At 65.3% G+C, this 14,587-nt stretch carries 6 protein-coding genes; all 6 read left to right on the top strand.

Going from position 1 to position 14,587, the window contains the following annotated elements:
• Positions 1 to 15: 15 nt before the first annotated feature.
• The gene (locus K1X11_RS02525; protein ID WP_221030472.1) at positions 16 to 1,611 is read left to right on the top strand and encodes a DUF5060 domain-containing protein; all 1,596 of its coding nucleotides are present in this window, start codon (positions 16 to 18) and stop codon (positions 1,609 to 1,611) included.
• 173 nt (positions 1,612 to 1,784) lie between these two features.
• Positions 1,785 to 2,714, top strand: a complete 930-nt coding sequence (locus tag K1X11_RS02520; protein WP_221030471.1) for a glycoside hydrolase family 43 protein — start codon at positions 1,785 to 1,787, stop codon at positions 2,712 to 2,714.
• Between the two features lie 108 nt (positions 2,715 to 2,822).
• Positions 2,823 to 4,259, top strand: a complete 1,437-nt coding sequence (locus K1X11_RS02515) for a sodium:solute symporter family protein (protein ID WP_425503841.1) — start codon at positions 2,823 to 2,825, stop codon at positions 4,257 to 4,259.
• A gap of 119 nt (positions 4,260 to 4,378) precedes the next feature.
• Positions 4,379 to 7,723, top strand: a complete 3,345-nt coding sequence (locus K1X11_RS02510) for a glycoside hydrolase family 2 TIM barrel-domain containing protein (RefSeq protein WP_221030469.1) — start codon at positions 4,379 to 4,381, stop codon at positions 7,721 to 7,723.
• 13 nt (positions 7,724 to 7,736) lie between these two features.
• Positions 7,737 to 11,849, top strand: coding sequence for an exo-alpha-sialidase (locus K1X11_RS02505; RefSeq protein ID WP_221030468.1), 4,113 nt, complete (start codon positions 7,737 to 7,739; stop codon positions 11,847 to 11,849).
• The gene (locus K1X11_RS02500; protein ID WP_221030467.1) at positions 11,846 to 14,566 is read left to right on the top strand and encodes a family 78 glycoside hydrolase catalytic domain; all 2,721 of its coding nucleotides are present in this window, start codon (positions 11,846 to 11,848) and stop codon (positions 14,564 to 14,566) included. The genes K1X11_RS02505 and K1X11_RS02500 overlap by 4 nt, the downstream gene beginning before the upstream one ends.
• The last annotated feature ends 21 nt before the right edge of the window (positions 14,567 to 14,587 follow it).

Raw genomic sequence — 14,587 nt, 5'->3', positions numbered from 1 at the left:
GAAATTTTGCCCCGCATGAAACGCCTCCTCCTCCTGCTTTTGTCCGCCTGCCTGCCCCTGCTTGCCCACGCCGCTCCGGCCACCGTGGAACGTTGGGGCGTCTTTGAACTCGAGTTGACCGGTCCCAGCACCGGCAATCCCTTCACCGAGGTGAACGTCGCCGCCGAGTTCACCGATGGTCACACCACTGTGCACGTGCCCGGTTTCTACGACGGCGACGGCATCTACAAAGTGCGCTTCAGTCCGGACGCCATCGGCGAGTGGCGTTACGAGACGAAGAGCAATCGCTGGGACCTCACCGGCAAACGCGGCTCGTTCACCGCCGTTGCACCCAGCGCGGGTAACCACGGTCCGGTGCGCGTCTTCAACACCTACCATTTCGCCTACGCCGACGGCACGCCCTACAAGCAGGTCGGCACCACGATCTACAACTGGATCGACGCGCCCGAGGCGGTGCAGGAAGAGACGCTGCGCACCCTGGCGGCATCGCCCTATAACAAGGCGCGCATGCTCATCACCCAGCAGCCGACCGCCTACCAGGAGAAGTATGCGCCGCCGCTCTGGCCCTTCGTCGGCACGCCCCCGCACGACTGGGATCTCACGCGCTTCAACCCGGAGTTTTTCCGCCACTACGAAAAGCGTCTGGAGCAGTTGCTCGAGCTCGGCATCGAGGCCGACGTGATCCTGCTCAACCCCTACGGCAAGTGGGGCTTCAACTCGATGGATGCCGACGGCGACGAGCGCTACATCCGCTACGTGGTCGCGCGCTTCGGCGCCTATCGCCACATCTGGTGGTCGCTGTGCAACGAGTTCGATTTCCTGCGCACCAAAACCGACGCCGATTGGGATCGGCTCGGGCAACTCGTGGCCGACTGCGACCCGCATCAGCGCCTGCGCTCGATCCACAACGGTCACCGCATTTTCGACCAGACAAAACCCTGGATCACGCACGTCTCGATGCAGAACGGCGCCGCCGTCGACGAACCCGGCCGGGCCGAGATGTATCGCAGCGTCTGGCACAAGCCGGTCGTGTATGATGAAGTCAAATACGAAGGCGACAGCCACTTCCGTTGGGGCAACCTCACCGGTGCCGAGATGGTGCACCGCTTCTGGTGCGGCACCGTGGCCGGCACCTACGTGGGCCATGGCGACTATTTCTTCACCGTGGTCGAGGACACCTGGACGTCGTTCGGCGGCAAACTGACCGGCACCAGCACGCCGCGCCTGGCCTTCCTGCGCGATATCCTGGAAACGAGTCCGGCGATGGGCATCGACCCGATCGACAAGTGGCAGGACACGAACACCGGCGGTCAGCCTGGCCTCTACTACCTGACCTATTTCGGCCGCGAGGCGCCGACCGAGTGGACCTTTAAACTCTACAAAAACGGCGTCACCGACGGGCAGCGTTACGTGGTTGATGTGATCGATACCTGGGAGATGACCATCACGCCCGAACCGGGGGAGTTCGTGACCCAAAAACTCGACAACTACCACTACGTCGATGCGGCCCACCGCACGGTGAAGCTGCCGGGCAAACCCGGCATGGCGATCCGCGTGCGCCGCCTCGGCGACGACGGCAAACCCACCACCTTACTCGTCCCTGTCGATTAAACCTCATGCGTTCGAATCTGCCCCATTTACGTTACCTTGTAGGGCCGGCGCTCGTCGCCGTGCCGCCGTTGCCTCTCGCGCGGCCATCAAGCGAATCGAGCCGTCAGCCAGCGGCATGCCGACAAGCGGCAGCCCTACACATGGCGTGGGTGATCCTGGCGGCCATTTGCGGAGTGTTCGCTGCACCGCGCGCCGCCGCCGCTGAGCTGCCCGAGACCTGTTACCTCTTCGCCTACTTTTACCACGATCGGGAAGGGGAGGGCTTCCGGCTGGCTTGGAGCGCCGACGGTTACGACTTCGCCATGCTCAACGGCGGACAGTCCTACCTGCAGCCGACCGTCGGCGAGAACAAGCTGATGCGCGACCCGTCGATCTATCGCGACCACGAGGGGATCTTTCACCTTGTGTGGACGACCGGCTGGACCGGCCAGACGATCGGTTACGCCTCGTCGCCCGATCTTATTCACTGGTCGGAGCAACAAGCCATCCCGGTGATGGCGCACGAGCCGGAGGCGCAGAATTGCTGGGCGCCGGAGATCCTGTGGAATCCGGACCGCGAGCAGTTTCTGCTGCACTGGTCGACCACGATTCTCGGCCGATACCCCGCGACCGCGATGTCCAACCGTCGGCCCGAGCGCAACCATCGTATCTACGCGACCACTACAAAGGACTTCGTCACCTACACGCCGACCACGCTGCTCTACGACGGCGGCTACAACGTGATCGACGCCAACATCATCCCCGCCGAGGACGGCACGGCGGACTGGCTCATGTTCGTAAAGAACGAAACCCTCTCGCCGGTCACGCAGAAGAACATCCGGCTGATCCGCGGCCGCAGTGCCGAAGGCCCGTGGGACCATGAAACCCCGGCCCTCACCGGCGACTACTGGGCCGAAGGCCCGGCGGCGATCAAGGTCGGCGACGAATACCGGGTGTATTTCGACAAACACATGCTCAACGCCATCGGCATGGTGCGCTCGACCGATCTCGTGCACTGGGAGGATGTGAGCGACCGCATCGTGATGCCGGCCGACGCGCGCCATGGCTGCATCGTCGCGGTGCCCCGGGCCGTGGTGGAGAAGCTGCTGGCCGCCGGTCCCTGAGTTTTCCCGTTTTAATCGCCCCAAACCCCGAGCCCCCACCAACCCCTTTTGGACACCCATTTCACGACGCTGGACCTGCTGGTGCTGGTCACCTATTTCGCCGCCACGATGGCGGTGGGGTGGGGCATCGGCCGGCGCAACCGCTCCCTCGAAGACTACACCGCCGGTGGCCGCAAGTTGCCCGGCTGGCTCACCGGTCTGTCGATCCTCGGCACCTACGTGAGCAGCATCAGTTTCCTCGCGCTGCCGGGGAAAGCGTTTGCGAGCAACTGGAACTCCTTCGTCTTCAGCCTCGGCATTCCGTTGGCGGCGTGGGTCGCCGTGCGCTGGTTTGTGCCGTTCTACCGGCAGGTCGGCCACGTGTCGGCCTACGAGCATCTCGAACAACGCTTCGGCCCGTGGGCGCGCATGTATGCGAGTTTGTGTTACCTGCTCACGCAGCTCGCACGCATGGGCACGGTGATGTATCTCATGGCGCTGCCGCTGGCGGTGCTGCTGGGCTGGGACATCCGCGCCATCATCCTCGTGACCGGACTGTGCGTGACCTTCTACACGCTGATCGGCGGACTCACCGCGGTCATCTGGACCGACGCCATTCAGACCGTCGTGCTGATCGCCGGCGCGATCGTCTGCGGCGCGCTCATGATCGGGCTGGTGCCCGGCGGCTGGAGCGAGGTCAGTGCGCTGGCCACCGCCAATGACAAGTGGAGCCTCGGCAGTTTCGGCACCGAGCTCGGCGCTCCGACCTTCTGGGTGGTGCTCGTCTACGGTGTGGTGATCAACCTGCAAAACTTCGGCGTCGATCAGAACTACGTGCAGCGCTACGTCGCGGCCAAAAACGACGCCGAGGCGCGCAAGAGCGTATGGCTCGGCGGACTGCTCTACGTGCCGCTCTCGGCCGTGTTCTTTTTCCTCGGCACCGCGCTCTTCGCTTATTACGCGGCCCATCCGGAAGGGTTGCCCGAGGTTTACCGCGACGCGGCGAAATCCGATTACGTGTTCCCCTGGTTCATCGTCACCGTCTTGCCGCCGGGCCTCACCGGCCTGTTGATCGCCGCCGTCTTCGCGGCGGCGATGAGCACGGTTTCCACCAGCCTCAATTCGTCCGCCACGATCATCCTCAACGACGTCTGGCCGCGCCTCACCGGTCGCGTCGCCGATGAATCGCTCGGCCTGAAACGCCTGCGCCGCGCCACCATCGGCTGGGGCATCGCCGGCACGCTCATGGCGCTCGCCATGACGCAGGTGAAGAGCGCGCTCGACGCCTGGTGGATTTTGGCCGGCGTGTTCAGCGGCGGCACGCTGGGGCTCTTCCTGCTCGGACTCATGTCGCGCCTCGCCTCGCGCGCCGCCGGGATCGCCGGCGTGGCGGTGGGCGTCGTGGTGATCCTCTGGATGACGCTTTCGCCCAAGTGGGCCGCGTGGCCGGACGCCCTGCGCAGCCCGTTCCACAGTTTTCTCATCATCGTCTTCGGCACCGCCGCCATCCTCGTCACGGGTTTCCTCGCGACAACGCTCAGTGCCCGCCGGGAGGTCAAATCATGAACTCGGGTTTTCATTCCTGCTGTGGCTACGAGCGTGAGCGAGTGGCTCCGTGCCCATCCCACCGACCACTCGCTCACGCTCGTAGCCACGGGTTATTGCAACTCGCGTGTCTTGCGCTCTTGGGGTTGGGGATTGCCACCGCCGCCGCCGCCGCCGCCGCCACGCCACCGCGCTGGGAAAACGAGCAGATTTTTGCCGTCAACCGCGAGCCGGCGCGCGCCACCTTTTATCCCTTCGCCGATGCCGCTTCCGCCCGGACGCACGTGAGTGTGCGCGAGGCAGACCAGTCGCCCTTCGTGCGGGTGTTGGATGGCGACTGGACCTTTGCCTGGGTGCCCACGCCGGCCGAAGCCCCCGCCGACTTTTTCCGCCCAGATTTTGACGACGCGGGGTGGGGCACCATTCCGGTGCCGGGCAACTGGGAACGTCATGGTTTCGGCACGCCGATCTACGTGAGCGCCGGTTATTCGTTCAAAGTCGATCCGCCGCGCGTGATGGGTGAACCCAAACCCGACGCCACCACCTTCCACGAACGCAATCCGGTCGGCTCCTACCGCCACTCCTTTGACGTGCCCAGCGACTGGGCCGGCCGCCGCGTGTTTATCCACTTCGACGGCGTGCAGGGTGCGACCACGCTCTGGGTCAATGGCGAGGAAGTCGGTTACAGCCAGGGCAGCATGTCGCCGGCGGAGTTTGAGATCACCCGCTACGTGCATCCCGGCGCCAATCAACTCGCCGTGCAGGTGCTGCGCTACAGCGACGGCAGCTACCTGGAGGATCAGGACACCTGGCGGCTGAGCGGCATCTTCCGCAGTGTGCGGCTTTATTCGACCGCCGCCGTGCGCATCGCCGATTTCGCGGTGCGCACCGAACTCGACGCGACCTACACCGACGCCGAGCTGCAGATCAAACCCGAGATCAACGCGCTGCCAGAGGCCGATGTCGCGGGCTGGACCGTGTCGGGCCAACTCTTCGATGCCGCCGGCCAACCGGTGGTCCATGCGCCGCTTGCGAGCGACGTCACGACCATGCTCAACCGCGCCCACAAGGCCGCGATCATGAACGACCGCACGCCGCAGCGCGGCCCGGCCAAGTTTGCCTGGATGAGCGCCACGATCACCGCTCCGGCAAAGTGGACCGAGGAGACGCCCACGCTCTACACGCTGGTGCTCACCCTACACGACGCCAGCGGCGCCACCGTCGAAGCCGTGGCCACCCGCGTGGGTTTTCGCGAGGTTGAGATCACCGACGGTCTCTTCCTCGTCAACGGCGCGCGCATCAAACTCCGCGGCGTCAATCGCCACGAAACCGATCCGGCCGATGGTCGCGCCATCTCCTACGATCGCATGATCGAAGACATCACGCTGATGAAGCAGGCCAACATCAACGCGGTGCGCACCTCCCATTATCCGAATGATCCGCGTTGGTATGAACTCTGTGACGAGATGGGCCTCTACGTCATGGACGAAGCCGATCTCGAGACCCACGGTCTGCGCGGCGAATTGGCCAGCGATCCACGCTGGGCGGCAGCGTTTCTTGACCGCGGCATCCGCCTCGTCGAGCGCGACAAAAACCACGCCTCCGTCGTTTTCTGGTCGCTGGGAAACGAGTCGGGTTACGGTCCCAACTTCGCCGCGATGTCGGCCTGGATCCACGACTTCGATCCAACCCGCCCGGTGCATTATGAGGGCGCCCAGGGTTCACCACGTGATCCGCTCACCGTGGATGTGATCAGCCGGTTTTATCCGCGCACGATGGCGCCCTATCTCAATCCCGGTGTGCCGGCCGACTCCGACGAGGAGCGCCCGGAAAACGCGCGTTGGGAGCGCCTCATCAACCTGACCCTCACGCCCGGCGAGACCCGCCCCGTGCTCACCAGCGAATACGCCCACGCCATGGGCAACGCCATCGGCAACCTCGCCGAGCACTGGCAGGAGATCTATTGGCATCCGCGTCTGCTGGGCGGCTTCATTTGGGAGTGGGTCGACCAAGGGCTCTACGCCACCGCGCCCGACGGCACGCGCTTCATGGCCTACGGCGGGGACTTCGGCGACAAACCCAACCACGGTGCCTTCGCCATCAAGGGCATCATCACAGCCGAGCGCGCCGTGTATCCAAAATATTGGGAGGTGAAAAAGGTCTACCAAACGGTGCTGATCGAGCCGCGCCGCATGACCCCCGAGGCCGATCGCGCCGTGCAGGTGCGCATCACCAATCGCCACTTCCACACCAATTTGAGCGCCTTCGAGGTGCGTTGGGCGGTGCTCTGCGACAGCGCGGTGGTGCAATCCGGCGTGCTGCCGCCGCTCGACATTCGGCCGTGGGGCGATCCCGAGGTCGACATTCCGGTCACGCCCATCGCCGATCCGGTGCCCGGCGCGGAGTATTTCCTGCGCGTGAGTGTGCACACCAAGGCCGCTGCGCCCTGGGCACCAGCCGGCCACGAGATCGCTTTCGAGCAGTTGGCGTTGGAGGTCGATGTGCCGACTGTGCCGGCGCGCGTGATTCCGGCCGAGGCCCTGCTCTTCGTCGCTGAGCAACGCGATCAGCTCATCGTTCGTGACGACGCCAATCGCTTCGGCGTGGAGTTCGACCGCGCGACCGGCTACCTGACCGGACTGAGCTTCGGCCACGGCAACGTGCTCAAGGCCAAGGACGAGCCAATGGCCGGTCCGCAGCTGCAGGCTTGGCGGGCTCCGCTCGATAACGACCGGGGCTTCGGCAAGTGGATGGCGCGCGAGTGGCGCGAGGCCGGCCTCGACACCATGACGCGCACCTTGGAGCGCTTCGAGGTTTCGCAGCCGCAACCCAATCTCGTTAGAGTTGAGACCGTCGCCACCACTCACGCCAAGACCGGATCGATTCAGCACCGGGCGGTGTATTGGATCCGTGGTGACGGCGTCGTTGACGTCGAGAACACCTTTACGCCGAGCGGCGAGCTGCCGCCATTGGCCCGCATCGGTGTGTCGCTGGGCATCACTCGCGGCCTCGAGACCTACCAATGGTCCGGCCATGGTCCGCATGAAAACTACAACGACCGGCTCACGAGTGCGCCGATTGGCGTCTGGCAGAGCACGGTGACCGCGCAATACACGCCCTACGTTCGGCCGCAGCACACCGGCAACCACGAAGGCGTGCGCTGGCTGGCGCTGACCAATCCACAGGGCCACGGCCTGCTTGTCGTCGCCGAAGACACGCCGCTCTCCGCCACCGCGCTGCACTTCACCGACCACGACCTCGCCGCGCAGCGCAACGCCTACCAACTCACGCCGCGCGCCGACACCGTGCTCTCGCTCGATGCGCGCATGAGCGGCCTCGGCAACGGCAGTTGCGGCCCCGGCGTGCTCAGCGAATACGCCGTGCCGGTGCAGCCCTACACCCTTCACTTCAGCCTGCGCGCCGCCGCGACGAGCGACGCGACCGTCCTCGCCGCCGAAACCCGCACCCGGCTGGCCCAACCCTAAGACCCCTTTGACAATGACTTCGCTTCTTTCCGGCACCCCCTTCGGCTCCACGTCTGTGGCTACGAGCGTAAGCGAGTGGCTCGCCCGGCGCGCGCTCCACTCGCTCACGCTCGTTGCCACGATGGTTGTCGGCCTGACCGCTCCCGCCCTCCACGCTGCCGAGGACATCACGCCGATGGAAAACCTGCCGGACGCGCCGACCGTGGTAGCGGCCATTCGCACGCTGGGCGGTGACGCCACCTCGCGCGTGGTTTCCCTCAACGGCACCTGGTCCTTTCAACTCGCCCCCAACGACGACGCGGCCAACGCGCTGCGCAAATTCTACGAACCGGACTTCGATGCGACCGCCTTCCAGCCGATCGCGGTGCCGGGCTGCTGGACTTCCCTCGGCTTCGAGGAGCCGCACTACATCAACGGCACCAAGTCCGAGGGCTTTTATCGGCGCGCCTTCACCGCTCCTGCCGAGGCCGACGGGCGGCGCGTGCTCCTGCGTTTTGGCGGGGTGTGGCAATCGGCCGAGGTGTGGCTCAACGGCCAACTGTTGGGCCGCCACGACAGCGGTTTCACCGGCTTCGGTTTTGATGCCAGCAAGGTCCTGAAACCCGGCGCGCTCAACGAACTCGCGGTGCGCGTGCGCCAGCAGACGCCTTTGTTCAAACTCGACGCCAACGACGACTGGGGCATGCCCGGCATCTATCGCGACGTGTGGCTCGAGATCATGCCCAAGGAGTGGAACCTCGAGAGCGTCGAGACCGTGACCGATTTCGACGAGAGCTTCACCGATGCCACCCTGCAGGTGCGGGCCTTTGTGATGCGCAATGAGCGCGCCGATTTTTTTGCGCCGTCGCCGCCATTCGAAGTGCGCGCCATCCTGAGTCGCGACGGCCAGGTGGTGCAGACCGCCAACTTCACCGGCACCGTCACCGGCGCGCACAACAGTCGCGAAGTTTTGCTGGAGTTGCCCGTAAAAGCGCCGGCACCGTGGACCGCCGAAACGCCCAATCTCTACGACCTGCGCGTCGAAGTGCGGCGCGACGATGCCGTGGTGCACGCGTGGGAGGACCGCATCGGCTTCCGCGAAGTCACCATCGACGGCCCGGTGTTTAAGCTCAATGGCCAGCCCATCAAACTGCGCGGCGTGGCCCGTCACGATGAACACCCGGATGTCGGCCGCGCCACCCACCGCGAACATTGGTTGGAGGACATTCGCCTAATGAAGGCCGCCAACATCAATGCCGTGCGCACCTCCCACTATCCGCCGGCGGAAGGCTTCATCCGGCTGTGCGACGAGCTCGGCCTCTACGTGATCGAGGAGGTGCCGCTGGGCTTCGGCGGTGATCGCATGAGTGATCCGTCCTACGCCGAGGGGGCTTACCTGCGCATGCACGAAACGGTGACCCGCGATCGCAATCGGCCCTCCGTCCTCGTGTGGAGCCTGGGCAACGAAGATCCGTTTTCCGCGCTGCATCTCGCGGTGTTGCGCGCCCTCAAGGGCCTCGATCCGACGCGCCCGACCTTGCTGCCATTCCGCGCCGACGAATACCTGCCGCCCGAGGTTGATATCCTCGCGCCGCACTACTGGAAGGCCAAGCAATACGCCGCGTTCGCCGCGGTGGCGCAGCGCCCGGTGATCACGACGGAAGTCAGTCACGCTTTCGGCGCCGAGGACTTTGGCGAACACGATCTGCGCTGGGATGCGCTCACGCAGTTTCCCGCTGGCGCCGGTGCCATGATCTGGACCTGGGCCGACCAAGGACTGCGCCGCAAGGTCAATGGCCGCGAGGTGCTCGATCCCATGGCCGACAAAGCCAAGATGACCCGCGATGGCAGTGAACTGGTGCGTGAGGCCGACGCCGGTCCGGGCGAGATCTACGATTCGCACGGCAATCACGGCACCGACGGCATCGTCAACGCCGACCGTTCGCCGCAAATCGACTATTGGGAAACCCGATCCGCCTACGCGCCGGTGCGGGTGCTGGTGGACCACCTGCCGTGGACCGAAGGCCAGCCGACCGTGACGGTGCCCCTGCGCAACGACTACGATTTCACCAACCTGAGCGCGCTCACCGTGCATTGGTCGCTCTTTGCCGATGCCGACCTCGTGGCGCAGGGCAGTCTGCCGCTGCAAGCCGCGCCGCACGCGAAGACATCGATCACGGTGCCGACCGCACCGATCGCCGCCATCGACGTTGGCGCACTTTATCTGCAGCTGCGCTTCACGGACGCGGCGGGCCGCGATGTGGTCACGCGCAGTGTGCAACTCGGCGAGGTGCGCGCCCCGGCGATCAACCGGGCCGAAAGCCGTTTCGCGGTCGAAGAGGCGGACGGCAAACTCGCCATCGGCACGCGCGACGCGACCTATACCTTCGACCGGGCGACCGGCGCGCTGAGCGGCTTGCGGATCGGCGACGAGGCCTGGGTCGACGGTAGCGAGTTCCTGCTCTGGCGCAAAGCGACCTACTCCGAGCGCAACGTGCTCGATCGCCGCAAGGTGCAGCACGACTGGAACACCTTCCTGCAGGGCCTGCCGGCCACGGTCACGGCGTGGTCGGCCGAGAACCATGTCTCCACTTATGTGATACGCTCGACCGTCGACTATACCGCCGATGCGAACAATCACTTCACCGTCGACTACACCTGGACGCTGACCAATGAGGGTGTCCTCACGGTCGACTACGAAGTCTCCGCGCAAGCCGAGGTGGAGTGGTTGCTCGAACTCGGCATCGGGCTGCACCTCAAGGACCAGCCGCTCAGCGCCGAGTGGGTGGGGTGGGGCCCAGGCAAAAATCTGCCCAACCGCCACGGCTCGGCCCGCTTCGGGCAATGGAGCATGCCGGTCTTTAGCGGCGAGGCCCGTTCGACGCGCTCCGGCGTCGATTGGCTGAGGGTGCACGCCCAACGCAGCGCGCTGCTCGTGCAGGGCCTGCAGGCCTTCCGCTTCGACAATCGCGGCAAGGCCGGCGAGGGCTTCAACCTGCGCCTGCTGAACGATCTCGCCGGGGCTTGGGTGAAGGGCGGACCGCCCGAGCGCGCCGAATGGCGCCTGGACCTGACAGACGGGCAGGGCACTTTCCGCGGCTCACTCACGCTGGAGCCGGCGGTGAACGTGCCCTTCGCGGCGCCAGCCCATCCGGCGGTGCTGCGCAGCGAGATCATCAATCCCAATCCGCCGTATCCGGAATGTCATGCCAGCACGATTGTTGAACTGGCCGACGGCACCTTGGCGGCCTCCTGGTTTGGCGGCACCAAGGAGCGCAATCCCGACGTCGAGATTTGGTTTACCCGCTACGAGAACGGCGCCTGGCAACCCGCGCGCTCTGTCGCCACCGGCGTGCAAGCCGACGGCAGCGACCGGCAGCCGACCTGGAATCCGGTGCTCTTCGCGCCGGCCAACGCGCCCTTGCAGTTGTTCTACAAAGTGGGTCCGCATCCCTCCACGTGGTGGGGCGAGGTCATCACGTCGACCGACGGTGGTCTCAGCTGGAGCGCTCCCCGCCGTCTGCCGGATGGCATCATCGGTCCGGTGAAAAACAAACCCGTCATCGCGCCCGACGGGGCCTGGCTGTCGCCGACCAGCACCGAGGGCAACAAAGACGGTTGGCTGGTGCACTTCGAACGCTCGACCGACCACGGAGCCACGTGGACCATCGCCGGTCCGGTCGACAAGGGCGCCGACTTCGGCCTCGATGGTATTCAGCCCAGCATCCTCTTTCACCCCGACGGTCGCTTGCAGGCGGTGGGCCGCACGCGCAATGGCGTGACCTTCTCCACCTGGTCGGCGGACAACGGCCTGAATTGGACGCCGTTGGAGCCGCTGCACGTGCCGCACACCGGCTCGGGGACAGATGCGGTGACTCTGGCCGACGGTCGACAGTTGTTGGTCTTCAACGACACCGCGCCGCCCCCGGAACGCGCCCACAAGGGCGTGCGTTACCCGATCAACCTCGCGCTCTCGGATGACGGCATCACCTGGCGCACGGTCGCGACCCTCGACGTTGCGCCGTGCCCGGCGGGTTACGCTTATCCGGCGGTCATTCAATCGCGCGACGGGCTCGTGCACATCACCTACACCCTCAACCGCGACCTCATCAAACACGTGGTCGTCGACCCCTCGAAACTTCAATGAAATGGGTCCGTCGTTTTCTCTTCGCCCTGGGTTTGGCGGTGCTGTCCGCCATCGCGTCAGCCGCCAATCTCACGATCCATCAACTGGAGTGCGACGATGCGGTGAACCCGCTCGGCGTCGATGTGCTCCAGCCGCGCCTGGGTTGGCGCCTCACTGCGCCCGAGGGCGTGCGTGGGGTTCGCCAGACCGCCTACGAGATCGTGATCGCGACCACGCCTGAACGTCTCTCCGCGGACAACGCCGACCTCTGGGCGACCGGCAAGGTGGCGAGCGGAAAAACGGTCCATATCCGCTACGCAGGTGAGCCGCTGCAATCCTCGCAACAGGTGTGGTGGAAGGCTCGCGTGTGGGACGAAAACGACAACGCGTCCGCGTGGAGTGATCCCGCCACCTGGACCATGGGCCTGCTGCGGGCGGGCGATTGGGGTGGGCAGTGGATCACCGCGGCCGAGGCGTCGCCGGTGCTGCTGCTGCGGCGCGAAATTACGGTCGGCCCGGGCTTGGAGCGCGCCCTCCTGCACGTGACCGGCATGGGCAGTTATGAGGCCTCCATCAACGGCGGGAAGATCAGTGACGATCTGCTCGGTCCGGGCTGGACCGACTTCGCCAAAACCATGCTCTACGACACGCGGGATGTAACCGCGCAACTGACGGAAGGCGCCAACGTGCTCGGACTCACCGTGGCCGATGGCATGGCCAACGTGTTTCGGGTCGAGGGCCGCTTCGCCAAATTTGTGGGCAGCTTCGGCGAGAAACGAGCCCGCGCGCATCTTGAGCTGCGCTACGCCGACGGTCGTATCGAAACCGTGGTGACGGATCCCGCCTGGCAAACGCACGCCGGTCCGCAGACCTTTGCCGGCATCTACGGCGGGGAAGACTACGATGCGCGCCTCCTGCCGGTTGGCTGGGATACGCCCAGCTACGATGCGACGGCCTGGCCGGCCGCGGTGGCGATCGCCGGCCCCGGCGGCGAACTGCGCGGGCACTCGCGCAACACCGAACCCGTGCAACGCATCGAGGTGCGCGAGCCGGTGAACCTGCGGGAACTCAGCGACAGCGTGACGCTTTACGATTTTGGCCAGAACACCTCGTTCATCGCGCACCTCACCGTGAGTGGACCGGCCGGATCGGTCGTGAAGATGACCGGCGGCGAAATCGTCAACGAGGACGGCACCATCAACCGCAGCACCATGGGCGGCGCCCACCGCGGCAGCGCGTGGTGGAGCTACACCAAAGCCACGGACGAGGTCGAAACCTGGTTCCCGCAGTTCTATTACCTCGGCTCCCGTTACCTCTACGTCGAACGTTTCGCCGCCGCGGAAGGCGCGGCGCTGCCGGTCGTGGAGCGGGTGACGCAGGACATCGTGCATTCGACTGCCGCGCCGGCGGGGCATTTCGCCAGTTCGGATGAGACGCTCAACCGCATCCATGAGCTCGTGCGCTGGGCGCAGCGTTCCAACATGGTCTCGCTGCTCACCGATTGTCCGCACCGCGAAAAGTTGGGCTGGCTGGAGCAGACCCACCTCAACGGCCCGGCCCTGCGCTTCGAGTGGGACCACGATCGACTCGCGGCCAAGATCGCACGCGACATGGCCGACGCGCAGACCGAGGAAGGCCTCATCCCGAATGTCGCGCCCGAGTATGTCGTCTTCAAAGGCACCTACCGCCGCGCCGCCGAGTGGGGCGCCGCTTTCTTCGCGGTGCCGTGGCAACATTACCAGTTCACCGGCGACGACACCCTGCTGCGCGAGCTGTATCCGCAGATGCGGCTCTACCTCGCCTACCTCGAGAGCAAGTCCGTCGACGGTCTGCTCGATGAAGGCCTGGGCGATTGGTATGACTATGAGTTGGGCATCACCAAGCGCGCCAACCTGACGCCCGGAAAAATCACCGGCTCGGCCTTCCTGTATCAGAATTTAAGTTACATGGCACAGATCGCGCGGGTGCTCGGTCACGACGACGAGGCCGGCCGGTATTTTGCATCGGCGCAGTCGTTGCGCGCCGCCTACCTCGACGCCTACTTCCGACCGGACTCGCCGGAGATCATCGGGACCGGCACCCAGACCTCGAAGGCGCTGCCGCTGGCAATGGGCATGCTCAACCTCGACCAGGCCGCGTTCGTGGAGAACTCCTTGGTGCAGCAGGTTGAGGAGATGAACTACTTTCAGTCCGGCGCGGCGGGCATCCGTTACCTGCTCATCGCGCTGGCTGACGCCGGACGCTCCGACCTGATCTTCAAGATCGCGACCAATCCGGAATTGCCGGGTTACGCCTACCAACTCGCGCAAGGCGCCACCTCGCTGACCGAGTCCTGGCCGGCGTTTAAGGGCGCCTCGCAGAATCACTTCTTCCTCGGGCAAATCGTCGAGTGGATGTATCGCGATCTCGTGGGTATCTGGCCGTCGCAACCCGGGTTTAGCGAAACGTTGCTGATGCCGACTCCGATCGAGGCGCTGACGTGGGCGGAAGCGTCACACGATACCGTGCGCGGCACGATCACGGCGCGCTGGGAGCGCCACGAAGGTCGCTTGCGTTATACCGTGACGATTCCGCCCAACACCACCGCTGTCTTAATGCTGCCGGCTAAGGACGACACGATCACGGAAGGTGGACACCCGGTGCAGGACGCGAAGGGCGTCGAATGGCACCGGCGGGTAGGGGAGCGGGTGCAGCTCGGACTCCAGTCCGGCAGCTACGTCTTCGAATCGAACCTGTGAGGCGTTTTTTAACCACGGATA

It is taken from the genome of Actomonas aquatica, assembly GCF_019679435.2.
Taxonomy (GTDB): domain Bacteria; phylum Verrucomicrobiota; class Verrucomicrobiia; order Opitutales; family Opitutaceae; genus Actomonas; species Actomonas aquatica.
This window is presented reverse-complemented; position numbering and strand designations above follow the sequence as displayed.